21 protein-coding genes are annotated in these 25,816 nt (G+C 36.8%); 8 read left to right on the top strand and 13 right to left on the bottom strand.

Annotated elements, in window-relative coordinates; translation table 11 throughout:
• The first annotated feature begins 7 nt into the window (after positions 1-7).
• Positions 8-1,453 carry an alpha-L-fucosidase gene (locus LC457_RS08895; protein WP_223599519.1) on the top strand — a complete coding sequence of 482 codons (1,446 nt, stop codon included), beginning with the start codon at positions 8-10 and terminating at the stop codon, positions 1,451-1,453.
• The gene (locus LC457_RS08900; protein ID WP_223599520.1) at positions 1,453-4,116 is read left to right on the top strand and encodes a beta-glucosidase; all 2,664 of its coding nucleotides are present in this window, start codon (positions 1,453-1,455) and stop codon (positions 4,114-4,116) included. The genes LC457_RS08895 and LC457_RS08900 overlap by 1 nt, the downstream gene beginning before the upstream one ends.
• A 54-nt stretch (positions 4,117-4,170) precedes the next feature.
• On the opposite strand, the gene LC457_RS08905 is transcribed toward LC457_RS08900, so the two are convergent.
• Both LC457_RS08905 and LC457_RS08910 read right to left on the bottom strand, forming a co-directional pair.
• Positions 4,171-5,052 (bottom strand): hypothetical protein, encoded by an 882-nt coding sequence (locus LC457_RS08905; protein WP_223599521.1) that lies wholly within the window; start codon positions 5,050-5,052, stop codon positions 4,171-4,173.
• A 123-nt stretch (positions 5,053-5,175) separates the two neighbouring features.
• A complete protein-coding gene (locus LC457_RS08910; protein WP_223599522.1) occupies positions 5,176-5,562 on the bottom strand; it encodes a hypothetical protein in 387 nt (128 codons plus the stop codon).
• Between the two features lie 198 nt (positions 5,563-5,760).
• Between LC457_RS08910 and LC457_RS08915 the strand changes: the two genes are divergently transcribed.
• Positions 5,761-6,024 carry a hypothetical protein gene (locus tag LC457_RS08915; RefSeq protein WP_223599523.1) on the top strand — a complete coding sequence of 88 codons (264 nt, stop codon included), beginning with the start codon at positions 5,761-5,763 and terminating at the stop codon, positions 6,022-6,024.
• Positions 6,025-6,251: 227 nt separating this feature from the next.
• Positions 6,252-7,640: a dihydrolipoyl dehydrogenase gene (gene lpdA, locus LC457_RS08920; protein WP_047378183.1), complete on the top strand. Its 1,389-nt coding sequence runs from the start codon at positions 6,252-6,254 to the stop codon at positions 7,638-7,640.
• Positions 7,641-7,721: 81 nt separating this feature from the next.
• On the opposite strand, the gene LC457_RS08925 is transcribed toward lpdA, so the two are convergent.
• Entirely contained in the window at positions 7,722-8,549 is an 828-nt protein-coding gene (locus LC457_RS08925; RefSeq protein ID WP_223599524.1) for a hypothetical protein, read from the bottom strand.
• Positions 8,550-8,619: 70 nt separating this feature from the next.
• Positions 8,620-9,195 (bottom strand): Crp/Fnr family transcriptional regulator, encoded by a 576-nt coding sequence (locus tag LC457_RS08930; RefSeq protein WP_223599525.1) that lies wholly within the window; start codon positions 9,193-9,195, stop codon positions 8,620-8,622.
• Positions 9,196-9,373: 178 nt separating this feature from the next.
• On the opposite strand from LC457_RS08930, the gene LC457_RS08935 reads away from it, so the two are divergent.
• Entirely contained in the window at positions 9,374-10,174 is an 801-nt protein-coding gene (locus LC457_RS08935) for a patatin-like phospholipase family protein (protein WP_223599526.1), read from the top strand.
• A 113-nt stretch (positions 10,175-10,287) separates the two neighbouring features.
• Here LC457_RS08935 and LC457_RS08940 read toward each other — a convergent pair whose 3' ends face one another.
• The gene (locus LC457_RS08940) at positions 10,288-10,725 is read right to left on the bottom strand and encodes a hypothetical protein (protein ID WP_142718324.1); all 438 of its coding nucleotides are present in this window, start codon (positions 10,723-10,725) and stop codon (positions 10,288-10,290) included.
• Positions 10,726-11,166: 441 nt separating this feature from the next.
• On the opposite strand from LC457_RS08940, the gene LC457_RS08945 reads away from it, so the two are divergent.
• A complete protein-coding gene (locus tag LC457_RS08945) occupies positions 11,167-13,104 on the top strand; it encodes an SPFH domain-containing protein (RefSeq protein WP_223599527.1) in 1,938 nt (645 codons plus the stop codon).
• A gap of 66 nt (positions 13,105-13,170) precedes the next feature.
• Here the strand turns inward: LC457_RS08945 and LC457_RS08950 are convergent, their stop codons facing one another.
• The 4 genes from LC457_RS08950 to LC457_RS08965 form a co-directional block, all read right to left on the bottom strand.
• A complete protein-coding gene (locus tag LC457_RS08950) occupies positions 13,171-13,866 on the bottom strand; it encodes an ABC transporter ATP-binding protein (protein WP_047378181.1) in 696 nt (231 codons plus the stop codon).
• Between the two features lie 80 nt (positions 13,867-13,946).
• On the bottom strand, positions 13,947-14,507 hold the full coding sequence (locus LC457_RS08955; protein WP_223599528.1) for a hypothetical protein: 561 nt from the start codon (positions 14,505-14,507) through the stop codon (positions 13,947-13,949).
• Positions 14,508-14,887: 380 nt separating this feature from the next.
• The gene (locus LC457_RS08960; protein WP_223599529.1) at positions 14,888-15,586 is read right to left on the bottom strand and encodes a LytTR family DNA-binding domain-containing protein; all 699 of its coding nucleotides are present in this window, start codon (positions 15,584-15,586) and stop codon (positions 14,888-14,890) included.
• Positions 15,576-16,640 (bottom strand): sensor histidine kinase, encoded by a 1,065-nt coding sequence (locus LC457_RS08965; protein WP_223599530.1) that lies wholly within the window; start codon positions 16,638-16,640, stop codon positions 15,576-15,578. The genes LC457_RS08960 and LC457_RS08965 overlap by 11 nt, the downstream gene beginning before the upstream one ends.
• Before the next feature lie 183 nt (positions 16,641-16,823).
• Here LC457_RS08965 and LC457_RS08970 point away from each other — a divergent pair, with 183 nt between their 5' ends.
• Complete coding sequence (locus LC457_RS08970; RefSeq protein ID WP_223599531.1) at positions 16,824-17,939, top strand: acyltransferase; 1,116 nt, start codon at positions 16,824-16,826, stop codon at positions 17,937-17,939.
• 257 nt (positions 17,940-18,196) lie between these two features.
• Here LC457_RS08970 and LC457_RS08975 read toward each other — a convergent pair whose 3' ends face one another.
• Positions 18,197-19,234 (bottom strand): serine hydrolase, encoded by a 1,038-nt coding sequence (locus LC457_RS08975; RefSeq protein WP_223599532.1) that lies wholly within the window; start codon positions 19,232-19,234, stop codon positions 18,197-18,199.
• 3 nt (positions 19,235-19,237) lie between these two features.
• Positions 19,238-20,128: a class A beta-lactamase gene (bla, locus tag LC457_RS08980; RefSeq protein WP_223599533.1), complete on the bottom strand. Its 891-nt coding sequence runs from the start codon at positions 20,126-20,128 to the stop codon at positions 19,238-19,240.
• 86 nt (positions 20,129-20,214) lie between these two features.
• Between bla and LC457_RS08985 the strand changes: the two genes are divergently transcribed.
• Positions 20,215-20,727 (top strand): hypothetical protein, encoded by a 513-nt coding sequence (locus tag LC457_RS08985; protein WP_223599534.1) that lies wholly within the window; start codon positions 20,215-20,217, stop codon positions 20,725-20,727.
• 330 nt (positions 20,728-21,057) lie between these two features.
• Here the strand turns inward: LC457_RS08985 and LC457_RS08990 are convergent, their stop codons facing one another.
• Positions 21,058-22,521, bottom strand: coding sequence for a RagB/SusD family nutrient uptake outer membrane protein (locus tag LC457_RS08990; RefSeq protein WP_223599535.1), 1,464 nt, complete (start codon positions 22,519-22,521; stop codon positions 21,058-21,060).
• Between the two features lie 10 nt (positions 22,522-22,531).
• Positions 22,532-25,486, bottom strand: a complete 2,955-nt coding sequence (locus LC457_RS08995) for a SusC/RagA family TonB-linked outer membrane protein (RefSeq protein ID WP_223599536.1) — start codon at positions 25,484-25,486, stop codon at positions 22,532-22,534.
• Between the last annotated feature and the right edge of the window lie 330 nt (positions 25,487-25,816).

Here is a 25,816-nt window from a genome sequence, read left to right on the forward strand (position 1 = left end):
ATTCCATATGCTGGTTATACCCAAAATAAAACCCTTTTTTCTTTCATCCTTTTTAATAAGTTCAGTAGTATTTTCACAGGCCCATAATGTGTCTGAGGGATATCAGGAACCCACAGACCCTCTTGTAATTCAGAACCTGGACCAGTGGCAGGATATGAAATTCGGGTTATTTATGCATTGGGGAACCTACAGCCAATGGGGAATTGTTGAAAGCTGGAGCTTATGCCCGGAAGACGAATCATGGACCCAGAGAAAACCTGAGCATGGGAAATCTTATGACGAATATGTAAAGAATTATGAAAATCTTCAGACCACTTTCAATCCCACTCAGTTTAATCCACAAAAATGGGCGGATGCAGTAAAAAAAGCAGGGATGAAATATGTGGTTTTTACAACTAAACATCACGACGGTTTTGCAATGTTTGACACCCAACAGTCTGATTATAAGATTACCTCTTCTAAAACTCCTTTTTCAAAAAATCCAAAATCAGATGTCACAAAAGAAATATTCAATACCTTCAGAAAAGAAGGATTTAAAATTGGGGCTTACTTTTCAAAACCTGACTGGCATTCTGATGATTACTGGTGGCCTTACTTTCCGCCAAAAGACAGAAATGTTAATTATGATCCCAAGAAATATCCAGAAAGATGGGAGAATTTTAAAAAATTCACCTTCAATCAGCTGAACGAGATTACTTCCAAGTATGGTAAAATTGATATTCTCTGGCTGGACGGAGGCTGGGTACGTCCTTTTCATACCATAGATCCTAAAGTAGAATGGCAGCGCACTATCAAAGTAGAGCAGGACATTGATATGGATAAAATAGGAACAATGGCCAGGAAAAATCAACCGGGAATTATTATTGTAGACCGTACTGTTCCCGGGAAGTGGGAAAATTATGTTACCCCGGAGCAGGCTGTTCCAGAACACACACTTTCCATCCCTTGGGAAAGCTGTATCACAATGGGAGATTCCTTTTCCTATGTTCCCAATGACAACTATAAAACCTCCCAAAAGATTATTGAAACCCTGGTGAAAATCATTTCAAGAGGTGGAAATTACCTGATGAATATCGCTCCCGGGCCCAACGGAGATTACGATGCCGTTGTCTATGAAAGATTACAGCAAATTTCCGGCTGGATGGACAAAAATCAGGCTGCTGTTTTTGCTACAAGAAGTATTGCTCCCTATCACGAAGGAAACTACTATTATACCCAAAGTAAGGACCATCAGACTGTAAATGTATTCCATCTTGATGAGCAGGTAGAATATAAGGCTCCGGAAGTACTTGCCTTTTCCATCCCGGAAAATTTTAAGCCGAAATCCTTGAAAATATTAGGTCTTTCATCAAAAATTCAATGGAAAAGAACAGCAGGAAATACGCTTGAAATCCAATTACCTGAAGAAAGGAAAAAGCTGAAATACGCAACCGTAATCCAAATCGTGCAATAATGAGACTATTTCGTTTTAAACTTACAGGAGTAGTATTATTGTTGAATGTGGTGATTGTTTCTGCCCAAAAACCTTTATATAAAGACTCCAAACAACCCATTGAAACCAGAGTTCAGGATCTGTTGAAGAGAATGACCCCTGAGGAAAAATTCTGGCAGTGTTTTATGATACCCGGAGATCTGGATCACGTTCCGAAAGGACAGTATTCCCATGGAATTTTTGGATTACAGGTAAGTGCAGGAAATCAGGGAGGCGGTGCCACAGGGCAGTTACTGAAGTACAATGCCAATGAAGATGCAGAAAGACTGGTGAAAAAAATCAATGCTATTCAGAAATACTTCGTTGAAGAATCAAGATTAGGAATTCCCATTATTCCTTTTGATGAAGCTCTGCACGGATTGGTGAGGGAAGGGGCTACAGCTTTTCCACAGGCGATTGGCCTTGCAGCCACTTTCAACCCGGAATTGATGAATAAAGTTTCAACAGCAATTGCAAAAGAATCAAAACTGAGAGGAATCCGCCAGATTCTGACCCCTGTAGTAAACCTGGCGAGTGATGTGAGATGGGGCAGAACAGAAGAAACTTACGGCGAAGATCCCTTTCTGACCTCTGTAATGGGAGTCAGTTTTGTCAGTTCATTTGAAAATATGGGAATCATCACCACTCCGAAACACTTTTTGGCCAATGTAGGAGAAGGCGGAAGAGATTCATATCCTATTCATTGGAGTAAAAGATATCTTGAGGAAACCCATTTAATACCTTTTAATAATGCCTTTACAAAAGGAAAAAGCCGTTCAGTGATGACTTCCTATAACCTGCTTGATGGAAGACCTTCAACAGCTAATCATTGGTTACTGACTGAAAAATTAAAAAATGACTGGAATTTCAAGGGCTTCGTCATCAGTGATGCAAGTGCAGTAGGAGGAGCCAATGTGCTGCATTTTACAGCAAAAGATTATGACGATGCTTCTGCACAGGCGATCAATGCTGGACTGGATGTAATTTTTCAGACAGAATATAAACATTATGAACTCTTTATTCCCCCTTTTTTGGATGGAAGAATCTCAAAAGAAAGAATTGATGATGCCGTGTCAAGAGTGTTGAGAGCTAAATTTGAGCTTGGATTATTTGAAAACCCTTACGTTTCACTCAAAGAAATTGAAGAATTAAAAAAGCTGAATCATAAACCTCTGGCAGAAAAAACAGCTGCAGAATCTTTCGTTTTGCTTCAGAATAATAATCAGACGCTTCCCGTTCCCGGAAGTGTTAAAAAAATTCTCGTGGTAGGAACAGATGCCGTTGATGCGAGATTAGGCGGTTATTCAGGCCCCGGAAACAAAAAAGTAACTATTGTTGACGGAATTAAAAATTATATCAGAGATAAAAATATTGAAGTTGTTTATTCAAAAGGAATTGATTGGAATGTAAAGGATTTTACCACAGTTTCCAATGAATATTTATCTTCTGAAAACAAAAAAGGATTAAAAGGAAGCTATTTCTCCAATACCGATTTAAAAGGAAATCCGGCTTTCGAAAAACAGGATGAACAGCTCAATTTCAAATGGACCCTATATTCTCCCGATCCTCAAAAACTTCCCCCAGATCAATATAGCATCCGCTGGACAGGAAAACTGGAAGCTCCGGATTCAGGCAAGTATCAGTTAGGATTGCGCGGAAATGACGGCTTCAGATTATACCTTGATGGAAAATTAGCCATTGACCAATGGGAAAAATTAAGCTACTCCACCAAAACAATTGATATAGATTTTGTAAAAGGGAAAAAATACGATATTACCATTGAGTTTCATGAAAACCGTGGAGAAGCCAACCTCGAACTGATCTGGAACTATGGACTACATCATTACTCGAAAGACTATCAGGAAGCTTTAAATCTTGCTCAGAACACAGACTATATCATTGTTGCCGCCGGTATTCATGAAGGCGAATTTCAGGACCGTTCCTCATTAAGTTTGCCAGGAAATCAGGAAGCATTTATTCAGGAAATTTCAAAATTGAAAAAACCTGTAACAGTAGTTTTAGTAGGAGGATCTGCTATAAAAACAACCGTCTGGAAAGATAAAGTAGGAGCTATTTTAGATGTTTGGTATCCGGGAGAAGAAGGAGGAAACGCCATAGCAAAAACGCTTTTCGGGGCTGAAAATCCGTCTGGAAAATTACCCATAACATTTCCGGTTGAAGAAGGGCAGCTGCCTTTGACGTATAATCATCATCCAACAGGAAGAGGAAATGATTACCATGACCTGAGTGGTGAACCATTGTATCCGTTTGGATTTGGTTTAAGTTATACCACCTTTGAAATCTCCGGTTTACAGCTGAACAAAGTCAAATATTCAGAAAATGAAACTATTATGGCTACAGTCAATGTGAAAAATACAGGATCAAAAACAGGAAGTGAAGTCGTTCAGCTATATGTAAAAGACTTATTGGCAACCGTTTCAAGACCGGTTATTGAACTCAAAGGATTTCAGAAAGTAGAATTGCGGCCCGGAGAATCAAAATCTGTCACCATTGAAGTTCCCATAAAGCAATTACAGTTTATGAATGAAAAAATGGAATGGACGGTAGAAAAGGGAACCTATAGAATTATGGTCGGCAATTCATCCAAAAATCTTCCCTTAAAACAAAATATTGAAGTTTTATAAAACAAAAAAGAGCAGAAATTTCTGCTCTTTTTAAGTATGTTTTTTTGAAGATATTTAGTATTTTCTGGCTAATAAAACGTTCAATAAGAATGTTCCGGTCCAGTTACTGTTATTGGAACCATTATTTCCAATGAAATCTATACGGGCCACAGATACGGTAAGTCTGGTTCTTCCTGCAGTACCATTATTGGCAAGGCTTACAAAAGATGCTGTAAATACATCCGGGAAACTTGAATTATTTCCTGCAGTAAGAATTGGATACATATTGGCAACGTTGAACGGAGTACCTTGATATTCATAAACCAGGGTCATTCTGCTGGCATTGGAATAGAGTGAAGTATGAGCATTATCTACTGATGTTTTACTAATAATCCACCATCTGTCGTTTGCTGTTCCTGTGTCATAACCTGCATTCGTGTGGTTGGTCCAGTCGGCAACAGGTGCAGTACCAAGTCTGTGAGGAGGAATCAGAACTTGTGTTCCATAGATTTCCACATTGCTCGGCTTAGGCAGAACCGTAAAGGACAAATCCCACGTTCCACCAGTAGTATTACTGTTGTTCACGACTTCAGCATAGGCACCGATAGGAATCACAAAAGAAGCAACAGGAGTATTGTCAATTCTTAATGTATTACCGCTGGATGCCTGAAGTGTGATATTATTCGGTGAAATGTTTTTAATCTTATAAATTCTCCCCGTAAAACTTGTTGTTCCGGTTCCGATGACAGGAAGGGTAAATGTGGCATCGGCTGTTCCATTATAAGTAATATAATGATCAGTAGTCTGAATATTATAAGTTGTGGCTGTGACTTCGCTATAGCCAGCCCTTAAGGAACCATTTACGGCAAGTGTACTGTTAGGGGTTGTTGTGTTAATACCTACTTGTGCAGTTAAGGGAAGGGCTCCAAATAAAAGGATCAAAATGTATTTTTTCATGTGTTGGGAAATTTGGTTTCCATCAAATATAGAAAAAAAATAACTAAAAGTTAAATAAAACTTAATAAATTTATGTTATTAAGTAAATCGTTTATCTAATAATGCGTTAACTTTTGAAAAATACTAAACCAACCTGCATGGAACTTCCAGATCTTCGGTAAGATAATAGCTGCAGCAAAGGCGATGGTAGCCATCTGCAATGATCAGTTCATGTTCACCTCTTACAAGCAGTATAGGCGAAAGTTTTTTATTTTTTTCTACTTTTTTCAGGTTTTCTTTTACATGAATATTGGTTTCAGGAAGCAGGGCAAGCTTGCTGGCTCTTAAAATATCTTTCGATTTTTTTGTAATCGTAGGGGCTGTCTTTAATTTTTCAACCATTTTTCTGGCTTTATCAGGTTCAAAAAGCAATTCCAGATAATCCTGTGCTGCAGGAAAATCGTGGACTTCAGGTTCTTTCATCCAGATACTGTCTTTGGTCAGATTACCCTTTTTTACAGACGTTTTCATAAGTGTTTATTAAAATATAAATGTATGAAAAATAGATCGTTATTAACGACTGTTATTTCAAATGCGTCAGTGGTTTGCTATATGGATTTTACTTTCCAAAAAAAATATTGGTATGATATGTGTAAGATTTATCATGAACCGGAATGAATTTAATTAAGACTATAGAATTGATTAAAATCATTCAAAAATATGAACATTATGAAAAAGTTTTTAATTTCAACACTACTAGTATTAGGTTTATCTATGAATGTTTCTGCCCAGAAACGTCCGCCAGCTCCTCCACATCCATCAAAAACGGAATTGGTGAATATTAAAATGCAAGAGCTTACCAAAAAATACAATACTGAGAAAAAACTCATTCTTAATCATCCGCTTGCAACCAAACAGATGAAGAGAGATCAGATGAAGGCTTTAAATAGAAGATTTGAGGCTGAAAAACGATTGCTTAGAGAAGCGAGATAACTATTAACTTTTGCAGTTACTAAAATTGAAAAAGCTGTTTTTTATATTTTGAATTTTAATAGATTTTCAATATTAAATAAAATTTATTGAAAGAGAATGCGTTTTGTGTTCTCTTTCTTTGTTTAAAATTAAATAAAATAGCCTCATTGATGCATTTTAAGATCAGTTTTCAGAAACATAAAACATCCAATATTTTTCCTTAAATTCGCATAAAAATTTTTAAAGTAATGAATTACGATATTATTGTCATTGGAAGTGGTCCTGGTGGATATGTTACTGCGATCAGAGCAGCGCAATTAGGTTTCAAAACCGCAATTATCGAGAAAGAAAATTTAGGAGGAATCTGCCTTAACTGGGGATGTATTCCAACTAAAGCTTTATTGAAATCTGCTCAGGTTTTTCATTATATCAACCATGCTGAAGATTATGGTTTGAATAAAGTGGAGGCAAGCTTTGAATTCCCGAATGTAATTCAGAGAAGCCGTGGTGTTGCCAGCAAAATGAGCAAAGGAATCGAATTCTTGATGAAAAAGAATAAGATTGACGTAATTCTTGGTACTGCAAAAGTACAGAAAGGTAAAAAAGTTTCTGTAACAGATAAAGAAGGAAAAGTGACTGAATATACAGGTACTCATATCATTATCGCTACAGGAGCTCGTTCAAGAGAATTACCAAACTTACCGCAAGATGGTAAAAAAGTAATCGGATACAGACAGGCATTATCTCTTCCTGAGCAGCCGAAATCTATGATTGTTGTAGGTTCCGGAGCTATCGGGGTAGAATTTGCTGACTTCTATAACACAATGGGAACAAAAGTAACTGTTGTTGAATTCATGCCAAACATCGTCCCTGTAGAAGACGAAGAAATCTCTAAACACTTAGAGAAATCTCTGAAAAAAACAGGAATCGAGATTATGACAAACGCTTCTGTAGAAAGTGTTGATACAAGTGGTGAAGGCGTAAAAGCGACTGTAAAAACAGCTAACGGAAACATCACTCTTGAAGCTGATATCTTATTATCTGCTGTAGGAATTGCTGCTAATATCGAGAACATCGGTTTAGAAGAAGTAGGAATTCAGACAGATAAAGGAAGAGTATTGGTAAACGAGTGGTACGAAACTTCAGTACCTGGTTACTATGCAATCGGAGATATTATCCCAACTCAGGCTTTGGCTCACGTTGCTTCTGCAGAAGGAATCACTTGTGTTGAGAAAATCAAAGGAATGCACGTTGAGAAAATTGACTATGGTAATATTCCTGGATGTACTTACTGCCACCCTGAAGTAGCTTCTGTAGGTCTTACTGAAAAGCAGGCTAAAGAAAAAGGATACGAAATCAAAGTTGGTAAATTCCCTCTTTCTGCAAGTGGTAAAGCTACTGCAAACGGAAATACAGACGGATTTATCAAAGTGATCTTCGATGCTAAATATGGTGAGTGGTTAGGATGCCACATGATTGGTGAAGGAGTAACGGATATGGTTGCTGAAGCTGTAGTAGCTAGAAAATTAGAAACTACAGGTCATGAGATCATCAAATCTATCCACCCGCACCCAACAGTTTCTGAAGCCATTATGGAAGCTGCTGCTGCTGCTTACGGTGAAGTGATTCACATTTAATTTTAAATGTATAGAAATCTATATATAAAAAGCCCGGAGAAATCCGGGCTTTTTCATTTTCAAAAACCTGTAAGTGGTATTTTACTGTATTGGAACTGCAGAGATAATGTTTTCTCCCCAATTTGACCCTCCCAAACGATCTAAATAAACAGAAGACGAAGGAGTTCCTATCACTTCTGAATTTCCAACAATGAGCCAGTAAGTTTTACTCGTCCCGGAATTGTTGTTGATAAGAAGCTGTCCATTGGCAATATTATATTTCAGTGCTCCTGAAGGAACAGGTCCCTGAAGCATACCACTGACCTTATCAGCACTTCCCTGAATGTCAGGGCTTTTATTAGTGAAAAGTTGAGAATCTGAAAATGTAGATCTGAACCATACATAATCATCAGAATCTAATACAGAATTGTTATTATTTACCGATAGTAAATTAACGGTAACAAGCCATTTTCCAGGAGGAAGTACAATATTAGAACCTGTTTGGTGGTAATTGTAATCATATAAAAAGGGAAGATTATATCCATTTCCCATGGTTCCCACTACAAGCTCTAAACTTTGCTTTTTCCATGTTCCTACACCATTTTCATCTGATGTGAGTACTTTATTTTTACCCTGCAGTCCATCATTTATTTTAATTCCAGGGAGAGGTGATGCTGAAGTTCCTGAAGTAGAGATATCCACTTTTACAGAAGGTGAAAGTATTCCAAAGCCTGCATTTCCTGTTTCTGAAACAATAAAATCGTCTGATAACTGGGCTAATGACGGAGGTCCGGATGTTGGGTTATTTTTTCCTCCGTCTACATGGAAAGTACCGAGAGGATTTGCTGTATTTATCCCTACCTGTCCAAAAATAAAAGTACTCATAAAAATAAAGGAAGCGGCGAAATGTTCCATTTTCAATAATGTCATGTGTTTTTTGTTAGTTTGATTAAACGCAGCAAAATTAGAAGAGCATTATTAATTAAGCAATGAACAAATGTTAATAAATTTGCCTTTTGATTCTACTTAAAGCCTGAAGGGTAATTCCCAGATAAGAAGCAATATATTTTTGTGGAATCTGTTTGATTAAAATAGGATTTTCTTTAAATAAATTCTGATATCTGTCTTTGGCAGAATATTTTAAAAAGGAGTAGAGTCTTTGAGACCGTTCCAGAAACATATTCTGATGGGCAATTCTTCCAATGCGTTCTGCATTCTTTGTTTTTTTGTAAATATCCTGAAGATCCTGGTAAGTAAACCGATAAAGCAATACATCTGTCAATGTTTCAATCCCATATACAGAAGGAGTTCTGGTAATAAAAGACTCATCAGCACACGCAAACTTTTTTTCAAACATAAAGTCATACGTAATATCTGTTTCTTTATTTTCATCCGTTGGGATAAAGAACCTTAATACTCCTTTTGATAAGAATGACAGATGATCTTCCTGATCACCAGGGTATAGAATAATTTCTTTTTTTTTAAACTCCTGAACAAACATTTTAGAAGCTATTATTTCCCAATCTTCGTAAGTGATGCCAAAATGAGTTTGTAAGTATAAATAGATTTCATCCATAGATGTTATTATAGATTTGATTATAAATGTTACTCTTACATAGCTATAGTTTTTGTATACCAGAATTTTACAACAAATATGAACAATTAATCCATGCTAAATATTAAAATAATTTTAAAATCAGCATATTTATAAAAATTAACTCAATTATTTCAAGTCGTTTCCTTACATTTATTCTATGAATTTTGAGAGAGTAGGACTTGTTTTATCAGGCGGCGGTACCAAAGGAATCGCTCATGCAGGAGTATTAAAATTCTTACAGGAAAAAGGGATTGAAATAGATATACTTTCCTGCTGTAGCGCAGGGTCTATTGTAGGATGCCTTCATGCCATAGGGAAAACTCCCGAAGAAATCCTGGAATTTTTCAATTCCATATATTTTTTCAATTGGAAACATTTTACATTCAATCAGCCGGGACTTGTTTCTTCTGTGATTTTCAGGAACTATCTGAAACCTATTTTCCATGAAATGAAATTGGGTGATCTTGATATTGAAGTGAAAATTGTAGCTACAGAACTGGTTTCCGGAACCCAGAAGATTTTTGACAAAGATTTTGAGATTGTGGATGCCATTATTGCCTCATGCTCCATTCCCGGAATAACAACTCCATACATTATTGGTGAGGAAATGTATTGTGATGGAGGTGTGCTGAACAATTTTCCGGCAGATATCATCAGAGACGATTGTGATAAGCTGATCGGAGTGTTTGTATCTCCACCCAATGAAGCTAAGATTAAAGATCTGAACTCCATTAAAGCAATTGTTTCCCGTTCTTACGATTTACTTTCCTATAGAATTGAAAAAGTAAAATTTGAGTATTGCGACTGGTTCATTTCCTCCCAGAAACTATCTTCTTATGGCACTTTTGAGCGAAGAAAAGACAGACTGGAAGAGATTTTCGATATTGGTTATAAAGCAGCTAAAGAAAGTTATGGAGCCAGTGGCTTTTTTGAAGAATTAAAACAGTCCGGAACATAAAAAATCCCGCATCAATGCAGGATTTTTATTTTATATTAAAGAAACTCTAAGTCTTTAAAGAAAATTTATATACAGACTATAAAACTTCCAGCTTCTCTCCTCAGGCTTCCAGCTTAGTTTTTGACTACATATCCGTCCTGACGTACAATTTCATTATCGTTGGCATCATTTACAACCAGTGTATAAGGAGCTTTTTTTGGAGAATCGGTAAGGTAGTTTCTCCAGATCTGATAGCTGTGTCCTTCATTGCTGAAGGAGATATAATAATTTCCTCCGGTACCATCAGGAATCATTTCCCCATCGCTGATAATCATACTTGGTTTAGCTGTGATCTTTGCATTGGCATTCCATGACTGGTAAAGATACTTGCCGTTTGGCTGTTTGTCGATTCTGATCTTGAACTTTTTGGTTTTAATAATGACCGTTTTGGGTACTTGTTGAAGAGCAGATGAAGTTACAGAAATATCTGTTTTCGGAGTCGGAACTTCTTTGGCATAAGCAAAAGAAAACTGCGCTAAGCAGAAAGTCCCTAATAAAAGTTTTTTAATCATTTTCTTATATTTTGTAGTGATGTTAAGCCTCATCAAATTTAGAGCCATTTTTCAATGTTTCAGAAGAACTCAGGAAGCTCCAAAAGAGATTTTTAGATTTCTGAAGGCTTGTTATGTGAAATAATTATATTGATTTTCAGTTAATTATAGATTTGTTTGAAAAAATAGCCGGTTTTTGAAACAACTGAATACTTTTCTTCTGTACATTTGTACCATCAAAGGATCTCGTTCCTTTATTATCAAAATGAAACTAATTAACTTTAAGTTTTTTCTATTAAAAGTATCAGAAATCATCTTCACGATTTTTAATACTTCCCCTCCTGTAATTTCTTAATTTTTTCGAAAGAATTATCACATAATTCGTACTCTGTTTTTTCATATACCGAAGAAATAGAGCACAATCCCTGTTTTCAAATATAATCAAAAACAAAAAACAAAACTATGGAATTAGCTTTTCATGGCTGGATGATTCCGGTCGTAATTGCACTGTTGTGCGTACTTTTTTATAAATTCATTTTAAGAATTTTCTTTGGATTAATCATTGTTCCCCAGGACAAAATCGGTTTGGTAACCAAAAAATTCGTGTTGGTAGGTAAGCAGGAACTTCCGGAAGGAAGGATTATTGCAACCAATGGAGAAGCGGGCTTTCAGGCTCAGACATTAGCTCCGGGTGTATATTTCAGAAAATGGATATGGCAGTATTCTATCGATTTTCAATCTTTTACAGTGATTCCGACCGGAAAAATAGGATTATTACTGGCAAAAGATGGTGCAGAATTAGAAACCGGAAGAATCTTAGGAAGAAAAGTGGATTGTGATTCTTTTCAGGATGCTGAAGCTTTTTTGAAAAACGGAGGAAGGAAAGGCCGTCAGACCGCGATTATTGCGCCTGGATCCTATAGAATCAATACGCTGTTATTTGAAATAGAATTAACCGATATGACTCAGATTCCTGATAATGCAGTAGGGATTATCACAACCATGGAAGGAGATCCTTTGGCGGAAGGTCAGATTGCTGGTAAGATTATCAGTGATCATAATAAGTTTCAGGATGTAGATACTTTTTTAAATAACGGAGGATTTAAAGGTCTTCAGGAGCAGGTAATCCTGGCGGGTTCTTATTTCCTGAATCCTTGGTTTACAAAAGTTGAAATGGTGAAAATGACGGAAATTCCTATTGGCCATGTGGGAGTTATTATCAGCTATGTGGGAGAAGAAGGACAGGATTTGAGCGGGATTGATTTTAAGCATGGAAATATTGTTGAGAAAAGTCACAAAGGAGTTTGGGCAGAACCCATTGGTCCCGGAAAATATCCCATCAATCCTTATATTATGAAGGTTGAACTTGTTCCTACCACCAATTTGGTACTGAACTGGGCGTATGAAAGAAGTGAATCCCACCAGCTGGATAAAAATCTTTCAACAATTACAGTACGAAGTAAAGACGGTTTCCCTTTCAATCTTGATGTTTCACAAATTATCCATATTCCTACCTATGAAGCTCCGAAAGTAATAGCCCGTTTTGGAAATATGATCAATCTTGTAAGTCAGGTTTTGGAACCAACCATTGGAAATTATTTCAGAAATTCAGCGCAGGATAGTGATGTGATTGCCTTCCTGGGAACCCGAAAAGAAAGACAGCAGTCTGCAAAAGATCACATCAGCAGTGTTTTGGAACAATATAATGTAAATGCTGTAGACACTTTGATTGGAGCGATTGTTCCTCCGGAAAGCCTGATGAAAACCTTAACGGATAGAAAATTGGCGGAAGAACAGAAAATTACGTATGAAACTGAAATGCTGGCTCAGGAAACACGTCAGGCTTTAGAAAAAGAAACGGCTGTTGCTGATATGCAGAAAGAAATTGTAAAAGCAGATCAGGGTGTTTTGATTGCGGAAAGAATAGCTGATGCATCAGTAAAAAAGGCAACCGGAGATGCCAATTCCGTAAGATTACAGGCCAATGCGGAAGGAGACAGACTGAAACTGTTAGCAACAGGTGAAGCAGAAAAAACAAGACTTCTCGCCAAAGCCGAAGCAGAAAAAATAGAATTGCTGGCAAAAGCAAATGCGGAACAAATTTCATTAACCGGTAATGCCGAAGCAGAAAAAATTCTGGCTATTGGTAAATCTAACGCAGAATCTTACAAGCTATCGGTAGAAGCAATGGGCGGAAATAATTTTACCCAATTGAAAATAATGGAGAATATAGCCAGCCAGAATGTAAGAATAATGCCTGAGGTATTAATTGGCGGTAACGGAGATTCAGCAAATGGCGGAATCAGCGGACTTCTGGGACTTCAGCTGTTGGAACAGGTGCAAAAGAAAAATGCCGAAACGGTTACTGTGATTGAAGAGAAACCCGATAACAATTCTTGATTTTAGCATAAGGAATAATTAAACTAAAAAAATCGCCCGGAAATTTTCCGGGCGATTTCCTATTTTTTATACCGTATAACTTGCAAACGCCTCTTCCAGGCTTTCAAATTTACCTTTAAACTCATCAATAGGACAATCCTGAAGAATATTTCCTTTATGAATAAGAATAACTCTTGAACAAAGTGCTTCTACTTCCTGCATGATGTGGGTAGAAAGTAAAACGGTTTTCTGCTGGCCAATTTGTTTTACCACATTACGGATTTCAATGATTTGATTGGGATCCAGACCATTGGTAGGTTCATCCAGAATCAGTAAATCCGGCTGATGAATAATAGCCTGTGCCAATCCTACACGTTGCTTGTAGCCTTTTGAAAGCTGCCCAATCTTTTTGGATTTTTCAGGCGTGATTCCTACCAGTTCTATCACCTCATCTACTCTGGATTCAGGGATTTTGTGGATATTGGCTACAAACTGAAGGTATTCTTTTACGTACATCTCCAGATAAAGCGGATTGTTTTCAGGAAGAAAGCCTATTTTCTTTTTGCTTTCAATCTCATGGTTTGAGATATTCATACCATTGAAGATGATTTCACCCTGGTCAATTTTCAGTGCTCCGACAATAGATTTCATCAGGGTAGATTTTCCGGCACCGTTTGGGCCAAGAAGACCGATGATCTCGTTTTTATCAATAGAAATGTTGATATTGTCAAGGGCAGTCTGCTCACCAAATTTTTTGGTTAAATTGATTATCTGAAGCGGCATAAGTTTTACTATCTTTTTGCAAAAATAAAATAAAAAAACTCATCCGATAGAATGAGTTTCGCAATATTTATAAAATATAATTATTTTCTTGATTTTTTCTTGGTTCCACCTGTTGCCGGGGCAGCGGTAGAGGCCGTATTTCCATTTCCTTTATTCGCTGAAGGATTTATAGAAGCAGGTTTGTCATACATGGCATACTTTCCATTAGCTCTTCCGAAAATCTTCTCCACCTGTTTTTGGGTTAAAAACTGTGATTTTCCAATGTATTTCCGGTTTTTGTTGATCACCTGAATAAACTGCATGGTTTGCTGGCCATAATTCTTTTCATAATGAAGCTCGATGATATCATTAGGTAATTCCAACACAACATTCTCTTCCGGAGTGGAGATAAAACCATCCATAATAAGTCTGTATAGTCCGGCAACATCACCATTAAGATTCTGAAATGAAAAAGATCGGATTGTATTCAGGTTGCTGGTGTTCAGATCCTGGTAGTTGACTGTAAATTTATCTTCCTTTTTATAGAGACCAACGGAATTATCTTTACCAATTTCCACCAAACTTTCATTCTTCAACACTTTAATCTGTGAGAAAACTGAAATACCGAACATACATGTAATAAGTAGAATTATTTTTCTCATGAATTGAATTTTAATGTTTTATAAAATTGGTGTACATAAAATTACTAATAAAAAGGCTAAAAAGCAATTTTATTTGTTAAAGCAAAAATAACATTTTTTTTTAATATTTCTATGAGATCATCCGTCGATGCTATGGATGTCATTGTTTGTGTAAGTGATTGCTAGTTAATTGATTGGTTCTTTTTTACGAAAGTGAAGCCAATTGGGTTTAAAGTTGATTGCCAATTATCAATGTGATGTAATGTGTTGAAAAACAGATTGAAAATCTCTTAAGTGAGGTTGAGAGAGAAACTAATTTAAAATAAATGTTAAAAAATGCCTGTATAGATTAATTTCTAAAAGGAGCCGAAACACAACAATGCAATTTTCGGGAAATAGGTTTATAACAGTTTATTTCTGGAAACAGCAGAGATTAAGACATCAAATTCCTTTTTATAACTTCTTCCCACAGGAATTTTATGATTGTTGACAACAATTTCATTATTATTGAATGCCATCACAAAAGCAGAATTAATGATAAAAGATCTGTGAATTCTCACAAAACTTTTACTTGATAACGTCTGTTCCAGGTCTGTAATTTTACTTTTCGAGATAACACTTTCATTGGTAATGAGTACTATTTTGATATCATTTCCCTGACTTTCAAAATAAGCGATGTCTGAAAGTATAAGTTTCCGGTGCATTCCTTCAGTTTTGACGAGGATAAAATCTTCTGTATGGCCGGCGGTAGTTCTCAGGATACGTTCCACAGATTTAAAAAAGCGTTCAAAAGTAATCGGTTTCAGGAGATAATCTACCGCTTCCAGTTCAAAACCTTCAATGGCAAAATCTCGATAAGCGGTAGTGAAAATAGTCTTGGGCTTTTGGGGTAGTGACTTCAGGAAATCAATTCCACTAAGCTGAGGCATCTGAATATCCAGAAACATCAGGTCTACGGTCTGATTTTGCAGTATTTTATAAGCCTGCATTGCATTCTGAGCTTTTCCCACCAGCTTTAAATCGTCGATCTTAGAAATATGGTTTTCCAGTAATGACATGGCCAGAGGTTCGTCATCTACAATAATACAGTTAATCGTCATGTGAAGGAGTGGTTATTTCAACTTTAAAAATATTGTTTTCCTGTGAGATACTGAAGGTAAAATGTTCATGATAGTGATATTGCAGCTGCCTTTGTATGTTCTGCAACCCGATCCCTTTTTCATTGGTTGTCTGGTGGCCTGAGAAGGTGTTTTCAATTGTAAAGACAGAATATTGGGAATTCGTTTCCATATAAATCTTTATTTCCGTAGTTTCTGAACTTTTTCCTACTCCATGTTTAAAGGCATTTTCTACCAAAGTAAGATAGAGCAGGGGCGGAATGGTATTCGGGGAGTTTAATCTGATGTTTTTTTGAATTTTTAATCTTTCATCATGATACCGCAGGCTTTCCAATGCAATATAATGCTCAATAATTGCCAGCTCATCAGAGACCGAAACCCATTTTTTCTGCCCTTTGTATAAAATATAATCCAGGATATCAGAAAGCTGGCTGATAGATTGTGAGGTTTTATCAGAATGGGTGATTGACAAAGAATAAATATTATTCAGGGTATTAAAGAGAAAATGAGGATTGAGCTGAGATTTGAGCGATTGCAGTTCCAGTTCAGTCTTTTCCTTTTGCAGTTTAATAGTACGTTCCTTTTCATCCTTATACCGTATGAAAAACATGATGGAAATAAAGATAAATGCCCCACTGATAATTGTGAATGTATAATGGAGTAAAAGGTAAGGGATATCTGTAAAAATACTGTAAACACTGTCTTTCTCTTCATTGGTAAAAAGAGGTTCTGCAATATAAACAAGGAAAAACCTGTTGATGACAGAAATAAGATAGAGACTGATCATAAGATACAGCGAAAACTCAGCATATCTTTTTTGGTCAAAAAAACGGCGGATCAGCACAAAATAAATAAAGTTGGCTCCTGCAATCTGGAAAATCCAGTGGCAAAAGTTATAGATCATCATTTCTTTAAAAGTTCCACTCTCATATTCTCCATACATTCTTGCCGTTCCGAATAAAAATAAAGCAGTCCAGAAGAACAGCTGGAAGTATAGAGTTTGTCTGATCTGAGTTCCTGATGGAGTTTTCATCATCTTCAAAAATATAAAAACTTAAGTTACGCCAGAGAAATGGTATGCAAAAGACTTTAAAATAATGTCAGATAACGTCATTTATGCTATAAACTGTTTATTCTGCTATTGGTAGTGAATAACCTGTTGTCCGGATTCCATGTAAGAAGGTAGTTTGAAATAGGTCAATATTTGCATAAAAAAATAATGACGGAACGTTCTGAAAGGCTTTACGGATTGGATCATCTGAGGGCCGCTGCTATTTTACTTATATTACTATATCACTACAGAGCCTTTAAACATCCTGGCTGGATAGACAGTATCGGGAGATTTGGGTGGACAGGAGTGGACCTTTTCTTTGTGTTAAGTGGTTTTCTGATCTCAGGACAGCTGTTTAAAGAAATAGAAAACAATGGAAATATCAGCCTGAAAATATTTTATATAAAACGGTTTTTCAGGATTATTCCGGCGTATTTTTTTACTCTTTTTCTCTATTTTACATTTCCTTTTTTCAGGGAAAGGGAAGCGTTATCTCCTTTTTGGAAGTTTGTTACCTTCACTCAAAACTATGGGCTTGATGTCATCAGCCGGGGAACATTTTCTCATGCGTGGTCATTGTGTATCGAAGAACAATTTTATCTCATTCTACCTTTGTTCCTTTTGATATTAGCACCAACAAAACTGTTCAGATATATGGCTGTTCTGATGATTGTCGTCATTGGATTTTCTATTGCAGCAAGGCTGATGGCATGGAATGAATTTATTGCAGCAGCAGATACATCCTCCACAGATTTCTGGAAATTATGGTACATGAAAATATATTATCCTACCCACACAAGATTAGATGGCCTGGGAACAGGTGTTTTGATCGGGTATCTCATGCAGTATTCTTCAATGTTTAAAAACATCGTTGCTGACAATGGAAATAAGCTTTTCTTTCTTGGAGTAGTACTGCTGGGAATTTCATTTTGGATATGTAATGAACAGGCTTCAAAAACGGCTTCTGTATTTGGTTTTACATTGGTAGCGGTAAGCTATGGAATTATTCTGATGGCTGCTATTTCCCAATCGTCCTTCCTGTATCGTTCTAAGTCGTATATTACTGCTCAACTGGCTGCTCTGTCGTATGCTGTCTATCTTTCACACAAAGGAATTATCCATATGGTGCAGAAATTTCTAGAGTATTTTAAATTTGAAACCTCAGATAATATCACTATTCTTATTTGCCTGCTGGCTTGTATTTTGGGTGGTTTATTCTACCGATTTGTTATTGAGAAACCTTTCTCGGTCATTAAATCCAGGGTTTTGAAAAAACTTGCTTAGCATTCTAAGTTCGCAGGAAGAATTACCAGATGCCCATTTTTTTAACGCAAAGTTTTATCTTTTCAATCAGAATATGTAAGGGAGCAAAGCTGGAATCAATTTTATTGATTCTTATTAAGCTGACGATAATCACGCAGCTTCAATGCGACTTTGTCGCTGTTTCTTTGCCCTCTTAAATCTATCCATTGAAGTTATCGAAACTTTGCGTTTAAGAATTTATATCTCGAAGATTATGAATATTTGTAAAGTACTTACAATTATTTGGATGTCATCGCTTTCAATACTGCATTCTTTATCGAGGCCTCTTTAAAACTCCAGTATTCACTTTTTTCAGGCATCTGATTTTCTAAAATAACCAAAGAAGTATCTGTAGAAGGAAAATAAACATTAAGGCAGGTGAATCCATCACCAAGGCCTGTCACAGCAAAATAATCAAGGCCTGCTTCTTTGATAAACCTTACGTTATATCCAAACCCCATACTTTCTTTTCCAAAGACATTATGCTGGGAACTTGTGGAAGGAGTCAGCATTTGCTTTTGAAACTCGGGAGATAGAAGCTTTCCTTTAAATAATGCCTCATCCCATTTGGCAAGATCCTGTACAGTAGAAATAACACCTGCAGCAGGAGCAATATCATCATTCAGAAAGGATTCTTTTACTTTCTCAAACTGATTGTCTTCGTTCATGTAGCCGGGAACAAGAGCCTGATTGCTCTTAGTATTATATACCAAAGTTCTGTCCATTTTCAGTTTTTTGAAAAGAGAAATAGCAAGTTCTGTGAAATTTTTCCCCGTGGTATTTTTAAGGATTTCTCCCAGGAGCATATAAGATAGATTACCATATTTGAACTGGGAACCGGCTTTGAAAGCTGCTGGCTTATTGATATCTGTAATACCATGAGTATGATTCAGAAGATGATGGATGGTAACGCTATCTGCCCAGCTTTGAGTAAGAGTGGACAAGTACTTTTTGATAGGGGTATGAAGATTCAGTTTCCCCTGTTCTGCAGCCTGTAAAATCAAAACAGCGGTAACCTGCTTTGAATTGGACATGATTTCAAACTGGTCATCTGTTTTCAAAGGAATTTTCTTTTCAAAATCTTTGTAGCCATTGGATTTCAGATATTGGATTTTCCCTTTCTGAGCAACCAACACGACACCGTTGAACGCTATCGGACTGGATGCTGCTATAATGCTGTCTATTTTTTGCGTATAAATGTTTTTCTTCTGAGCTGTTGCAGTAACAGACAATACTGCTGAAAATAGAGCTGTGAAGAATATTTGGGTTTGGGTCATTCTTTATTTTTTATGGTGATGGTCATAAGCTGCTTTCGAAATTTCTGCAATAATTGCCTCTGCATTTTCAAACTTTTCATAGGTATCATGAACAAAAACGGCAATGTATATCTTTTTTTTGTCTGAAAGTTCAATAATTCCGAAATCATTGATAGCGCCTGTCATTCCTTCTTTATTGGTAAAAGATGTTCCTGTTCTGTGAGCTACTTTTACGCTTGACGGGAGTTTGCCCTTAAGCCTTTTGGATCCGGCAGTGTTATTAAGCATTGTGTTATAAAGCCACAGCGTATGTTCTTTATTCAGTATTTTTCTATTGTTAAATGCTTCAAGAAGCCGGATCGCTTCGTTGGGTGTTATTTTGTTTACAAACTGAGATTCCCAGTCTTTATGCATATCTTCTTCATTGTTTTGAATGATACAATCTTTACTGTTGACAAGCTGCTGAACAGGCTCTGGCCCGCCAACCAACCTCATCAGAATATCACTGATATTATTGTCACTGTATGAAACGATCCATCTCAGAGCTTCTTCCACGCTGATCTCTATATTGCCCTCAGGATGCTCTTTTTTGAACGGACTCCAGGTATCTTCAAGAAGTTCTTCTTTTTTAATGAATAGTTTCTGCTGTAAAGAAAGCTCTCCCTTTTCTACTTTTTTCAATACTGTTAAAGCAATAGGAAACTTTACTGTACTGAGCATAGGATACAGCTTATTGCCATTAATTTGTATTGTTTCTTTCTGATAAGGTCCCATGATTGAAACACCCACATCTGCCTTTTTATTTGCGATAATGGATTCAATGTTTTTTTTAAGATCTGAAAGTTTTGAGTGCTGTGAAAAAAGAGGTAGGCTGGCCAGGAGTGCGAATAACACCAAAATAATTCCTTTCTTCATTTGAGTCTGGTTTTAAAGTTTTTTTGATTTCCAAATATATGTATTTCCACTTCTTCTTTATTGTAAATATTTAATAATTTAGTTGCATGAAAATAAAAACTATTAGCCTTCTCATTATTCTTTTCTCTGTTATTTCCTGTAAAAAAGACAAAGAATATCCGAAATATGTTGAGCTGCAATCCGGTGGCGGAGAATATTCACTTTATATAAAGAACGGAACCTTTGAATTTTTAAAAACGGAACTTATAAGTTACGATCAAATTTCGACAGCTCCATTTTCAGAGGGAAAATATGAGATATCCGGAGATGAACTTATTTTAAAAAGTGATAAAGGAAAAAAGTATATTTTCAAAATAGGAAATGAAGCAGAACTGATCCCTGAAAAAATGGATTCTTTAAGTGAATTGAAAGGTTTGTATCCGGTTCAGATTCTTCACAACAATAAAATGCCGAAAGAAATGGGGCGACTGGATTCTTTAGGAAGGAAAAATGCACTGTGGCTTTATTTCAATGAAAAAGGGAAAGTCATCAACCAACGGTTGTATAAAAACGGTGAGCTGGTGAAAGACAATTACAAGTCTGATATTGTTATAAAATAAAAAATCTGCAAGAGACTTGGAAATAAATAGTATTCAATTTTATCGCAGATAAAATATTTTCGCCTTATAACAACTTTATTAATAACATTTTGCGTCTTTGCGTTTTCCAATTATACCTTTTTTATTTGTGTTTTTTTGGAGAACGCAAAGACGCAAAGCTTTTTTAATTATATGCCTAATTTTAAGGCGCGAAAAAATCAAAGATTTTTAGCAAGTGAAAGTCAAAAAAATATCAGGCACCTTACCTTATTCAATAAAAAAAGCACCATTTACAAGTAAATGATGCCTCGTCACTGAATATATTTGAATGTAAAATTGTTTTAGGTTTATCTATTCATTCTGTTTGATTTGTGGGTTATTATTAATCTCTTTATTAGGAATCTGGAATCTGAATTTATCCGGAGTAAGGTTGAATCTTCCAAAAGTATGATTGGTCCCTGTGTATACTCTTTCTAAAGGGGTATTTAATCTTTTCATATCAAACCATGCGTAACCTTCGCCCCAAAGTTCAATCCTTTTTTGAAGAACGATCTCATTGATAAGCTCATTGCCTGACTTTGTAGAGAGTGTATAAGCCTGATCCCTTTTTGAGGTAATTTGAAACAATACCTGTCTGGCTTCTGCTTCTCTTCCCTGTCTGGCAAGGGCTTCAGCCTGAATATAATACAGAGAGGAAGCTCTGATATAAATATAATCTCCTTCAAAAAGAGTAGGATCTTTAAATTTCCAGCTTACGTAAGGTGGATAATTTTTTGTTTTTCCGTTAAAAGTATAAGCCGCAGCCTGACTGCCATTGAACACTTTTTTACGGTAATCCGTTTCCGGAATTGCTTCATAAAGACGTTTGTCTATCAGTTTACGGATCTGTGCTGCTCCGGCATATCCTTCATTAGTATTATCAAACATCGAGAAGAATGAGGCATAATAATTTCCGATACTCATGGTAGAAATTGTATTATGAAAACCCCATATTACTTCAGGATTATTGATATTGGAAAACCCGGTGGTGGTATAATCATCTTCTGTCATAAGACCAACTCCCTGTTTGCTTTCCTCAGCATATTGGGCAGCTTTGATGTAATCTCCTGTTTCCAGAAATACTTCGGCAGCAATTGCCTTGGCGGTTCTTCTATCGATCTGAGCTCTGGACGGACGGGCATAAGTATCTAAAAGTGTAATAGATTCCTCAATATCATTTTTGATTTGTGCATACACCTCAGCAACAGTTGATCTTGGAAGTCCCTGGCTTGGATTTTTTGCGGTAAGGACCAATGGAAGCCCCGGTTCAGCCTGATGCCCATTATAATCATTGGCATAAAAACGGACTAAATAAAAATAAGAGTACGCTCTTAAAGCTAATAACTGTCCTGCAATCGCTCTGTTTTTTGCATTTGCATTTTTATCCAGATCATCAAGAAGCTTATTGATCACAAATATTCTTGCATAAAAAGTGGTCCATACAATCTCAGAAGCAATGTTGCTTGCATTGGTAGCTTCATAATTGTAAAACATTCCCAAATGCTGGTTCGTAGACTGGATGACATCATTTGACATCAGATCAGCACCTGCTTTGATGCCCATGATTCCAAAATCTGAGTGAACGGTAGTACCGCCGGCACCATTGCTGCGAAGGTCAAGATAAATTCCTCCGAGGATTTTTTCCGGGCTGGAAGAATCATTATTCAGCTGTTCACCGGAAATATCACCTTCCGGTAATGTATTAAGGTCACTGGCACAGCTGTTAGTAATCAGACTAATCGTTACAGCTGTTATAAAGTATTTTATTTTGTTCATTCCTGTTCTTTTAAAAATTAAGTTTAAAGCCTAAAGAGACACTTGACAGCAGGGAATATCGGTAGGCATCTGAAACTCCTGTCAGGGAAGCTCTTGGATCATATCCTTTTCTCTTGGACCACAGGTACAGATTGTTACCTGTAACGTAGATTTTCAGACCTGATAAGCCTGCCTGCTGTGCAAAACCATCTGGAAGCTGATAGGAGAGGGTGACATCCTGAAGACTGATATAATCCGATTTAATCAGGTAAAGTGTTGAATTTCCGTTCTGGTTTGTAGCGGTGAGATCTACTCTCGGCAGCGCTGCAGTCGGGTTTTCAGGAGTCCATGTTTTATCCAGATCTGTTGAATAGTTAGACCCGTAGCTGTCAGAATGGAATAAACTTCTGTAAATATCATCATATCCATACCCTCCGAACTGGTACGCAAAATTCACTGCCAGACTGAATCTCTTATAGCTAAAATCTGTTCCGAATCCACCATACACCTTTGGAATCGCTGATTTGCCGGTGTTATAATCCGTAGCTTCCTTATAACTGTTGGTGACGGTTCTTTCCTCTTTCTGAGTGACAGGATTGATGGTAGTGCGATACCATAAAGCATCCCCGTTTTCAGGATTTACTCCGGCAAACTCCTTCAGGAAATAGGTATAGCGGTCTCCACCTTCTGTAAGGATAAACAATCCGGAAACCAGACCTGTATTCCTTTGCTCAGCCGGTAATTTTGTAATCTTATTTTTATAATGAGTAGCATTGGCGTAAAAGCTCCACTGGAATTCATCACCACGGAGAATATCCACACTTAGATTAGCCTGAACTCCTCTGTTGGTCATATCTCCGATATTTCCGTATTTCACATAAGAACCTGCATTGGACGGAGGAAGAGGCAGTGTATAGATCATATCCGATACCTTCCTTTCAAAATAATCTGCATTCAGGGTGATTCTGTTTTTCAAAAGTGAGAGTTCAAAACCGGCATTCAGGTTTTTGGAAGTCTCCCATTTTAAATCCTTATTTCCTTGTTTTTTAAGCGAAAGAACCGGTTTGTCATCCCCGAAATTATTAATTCCGTAGATATCCTGGTAAGCATAATAATCTCTGTTGGAACCCCCTAAAAGAATGTTGTCATTTCCCTGCTGGCCATAAGAAGCTTTTAATTTTAAAGAATTGATCACGCTGTTGTCCTTAAGGAAATCTTCCTTAGCAATATTCCAGGCCAGTCCCAATCCATAAAAATTTCCCCACCTGCTTTCCGGAGAAAAGACAGAAGAACCATCTCTACGGATATTGGCATTGAAGAAATACTTCCCGTCATAATTATATAGTAACCTTGTGAAATATCCTTCTACAGCATATTCATAGCCGCTTCCTGATAAATCTGTAATTTTCACAGCATTGTCAAAAGACTGAGAGTCGGGTAATAAAAGCTGTTGTTTTGATCCTGAAAAACCATCATCTTTTATCTTATTCAGTTCATGCCCTACAAGAAGATTAAAACTGTGATTTCCCAGTTTTTTCTGATAAGTAAGCAATTGCTGGTGGTTCAGGGTATATTTAAAATTAGAACCCTGCGAAATAGTTCCCCCAACAGAAGATGAAGTCCCTCCTTCCGTATTTCCAAACTGAAGATTTCTTGTATTTTCAAGATAAGCACCGAAGTTATAGGTAAAATCCAATCCTTTGATAATTTCATAATTTAAACCAAGGTTGAGATTGGTGATATTACTTACGATCTGAGATTTATCTTTCTGAAGATTGCCTACAGGATTTTCAAAAACGGCATAAGATCTTGTGGCTCCATTGGGTCCCTGTCCGTCTCCATAGTCGTATAGAGCATTTCCATTGCTGTCATATAACCTCTGATAATTATTATCTCTTAAGAAAACAGGATAGAATGGAGCAATATTTCTGGCAAACTGGAAAGGGTTGGAAAAGCCTCCTGTTTCCCCAAAATTCTGCTTACTGTAGGTATAAGACAATGCACTGGTCAACTTCAGTTTTGATGTGATGGAATAATCTACATTCGATCTGATTCCGAATCTTTCAAAACCGGAAGATATTAAATACCCTTTATCATCCAGATAATTAAGGGAAGTATAAGATTTCACCTGATCCCCATTGGCATTGATTCCCACTGTGGCTTCTCTTCTCAAAGCAGGTCTGAAAAGTAATTTTTTCCAGTTGTCCTGATACAGCAGTTTCGCATCCGGATTGAAAGACCCATCCTTTGAAATCAGTTGATTAAATGCTACATTATAAACATTATATCCTAATTTATTCAACGCTGAAAGTCCCACATCATGCGGACTGGCACCAGAAGGAACCGCTCCGGGTTGTTTCAGTCTTGCGATTTCACCAATTCTGGCCCTGTTATAATAAGCTGTATAATAATCCTGTGGAGAAGTGTAAACAGAATAGTCCTCAATAGATCTGAAATTGACACCGGTTCTTACGTCGGCTTCAATACTTACGCCTTTACTCTTTCCTCTTTTTGTATTTACAATAATTACTCCATTGGCCCCTCTGGAACCATACAAAGCATTCGAAGAAGCATCCTCAAGAAAAGAAATACTTTCAATATCCGATGCAGCAATACTGTTCAGATTTCCACTGTAAGGGATACCATCCAGTACTATCAGTGGATCGCTGGAAGCATTAATTGAACCTATTCCTCTCATTCTGATGGTTGGCTGAGAACCAGGCTGGCCGGAAGAAATAACCTGTACACCTGCTACTTTTCCTCCAATTCCCTGAAGAATATTTCCGTTCTGAAGATTAGACAGATCTTTTGCCTTCAATGACTGTACAGATCCTGTAATCTCCTCTTTTTTCTGCTTCCCGAAGGCTACCACAACCACTTCTTTTATCGAAGTTTCTTTGGAAAGGCTGTCTTTAGTTTGGGCATAGCCATATTCCGCGAATAGGAGTAAAGCTAATACACCAAGTTTACATTGTTTCTTTTTCATTATATTAATCTAGGTTTAAAACTGAACTGTATATTACTGCTGATCTTCCCGTAAAATGTAGCTTTCCGCCTCCTTTTTCAAGGAGGTTTTCAATAGTGAAAGATTAAAGTTTACAGGAGATGTGCCCGGATGAAAGAAGCCTTGAATTTTTGGGCTTTAATTCCTACAGTAATGAATGTATCTCTTAGAAAGTTATGACATCATCATTGTGCACATCATATCAAAGCACATGTCTTGAGAAATACAGGTGTGCTGTGAAAGGCGGAACCCTGCAGAACATTGATGTTTTGAAAGAGCCCCGATAATGCATAGGTAAGAATCAAAGTAGTT

The sequence above is a fragment of the Chryseobacterium sp. GVT01B genome (assembly GCF_019970045.1).
GTDB lineage: Bacteria > Bacteroidota > Bacteroidia > Flavobacteriales > Weeksellaceae > Chryseobacterium.

Excerpts from the sequence above, each read along its gene's own strand:
- LC457_RS08895 (WP_223599519.1), top strand. The coding sequence starts at position 8 with ATGCTGGTTATACCCAAAATAAAACCCTTTTTTCTTTCATCCTTTTTA.
- LC457_RS08900 (WP_223599520.1), top strand. The coding sequence starts at position 1,453 with ATGAGACTATTTCGTTTTAAACTTACAGGAGTAGTATTATTGTTGAAT.
- LC457_RS08905 (WP_223599521.1), bottom strand. The coding sequence starts at position 5,052 with ATGAAAAAATACATTTTGATCCTTTTATTTGGAGCCCTTCCCTTAACT.
- LC457_RS08910 (WP_223599522.1), bottom strand. The coding sequence starts at position 5,562 with ATGAAAACGTCTGTAAAAAAGGGTAATCTGACCAAAGACAGTATCTGG.
- LC457_RS08915 (WP_223599523.1), top strand. The coding sequence starts at position 5,761 with ATGAAAAAGTTTTTAATTTCAACACTACTAGTATTAGGTTTATCTATG.
- lpdA (WP_047378183.1), top strand. The coding sequence starts at position 6,252 with ATGAATTACGATATTATTGTCATTGGAAGTGGTCCTGGTGGATATGTT.
- LC457_RS08925 (WP_223599524.1), bottom strand. The coding sequence starts at position 8,549 with ATGACATTATTGAAAATGGAACATTTCGCCGCTTCCTTTATTTTTATG.
- LC457_RS08930 (WP_223599525.1), bottom strand. The coding sequence starts at position 9,195 with ATGGATGAAATCTATTTATACTTACAAACTCATTTTGGCATCACTTAC.
- LC457_RS08935 (WP_223599526.1), top strand. The coding sequence starts at position 9,374 with ATGAATTTTGAGAGAGTAGGACTTGTTTTATCAGGCGGCGGTACCAAA.
- LC457_RS08940 (WP_142718324.1), bottom strand. The coding sequence starts at position 10,725 with ATGATTAAAAAACTTTTATTAGGGACTTTCTGCTTAGCGCAGTTTTCT.
- LC457_RS08945 (WP_223599527.1), top strand. The coding sequence starts at position 11,167 with ATGGAATTAGCTTTTCATGGCTGGATGATTCCGGTCGTAATTGCACTG.
- LC457_RS08950 (WP_047378181.1), bottom strand. The coding sequence starts at position 13,866 with ATGCCGCTTCAGATAATCAATTTAACCAAAAAATTTGGTGAGCAGACT.
- LC457_RS08955 (WP_223599528.1), bottom strand. The coding sequence starts at position 14,507 with ATGAGAAAAATAATTCTACTTATTACATGTATGTTCGGTATTTCAGTT.
- LC457_RS08960 (WP_223599529.1), bottom strand. The coding sequence starts at position 15,586 with ATGACGATTAACTGTATTATTGTAGATGACGAACCTCTGGCCATGTCA.
- LC457_RS08965 (WP_223599530.1), bottom strand. The coding sequence starts at position 16,640 with ATGATGAAAACTCCATCAGGAACTCAGATCAGACAAACTCTATACTTC.
- LC457_RS08970 (WP_223599531.1), top strand. The coding sequence starts at position 16,824 with ATGACGGAACGTTCTGAAAGGCTTTACGGATTGGATCATCTGAGGGCC.
- LC457_RS08975 (WP_223599532.1), bottom strand. The coding sequence starts at position 19,234 with ATGACCCAAACCCAAATATTCTTCACAGCTCTATTTTCAGCAGTATTG.
- bla (WP_223599533.1), bottom strand. The coding sequence starts at position 20,128 with ATGAAGAAAGGAATTATTTTGGTGTTATTCGCACTCCTGGCCAGCCTA.
- LC457_RS08985 (WP_223599534.1), top strand. The coding sequence starts at position 20,215 with ATGAAAATAAAAACTATTAGCCTTCTCATTATTCTTTTCTCTGTTATT.
- LC457_RS08990 (WP_223599535.1), bottom strand. The coding sequence starts at position 22,521 with ATGAACAAAATAAAATACTTTATAACAGCTGTAACGATTAGTCTGATT.
- LC457_RS08995 (WP_223599536.1), bottom strand. The coding sequence starts at position 25,486 with ATGAAAAAGAAACAATGTAAACTTGGTGTATTAGCTTTACTCCTATTC.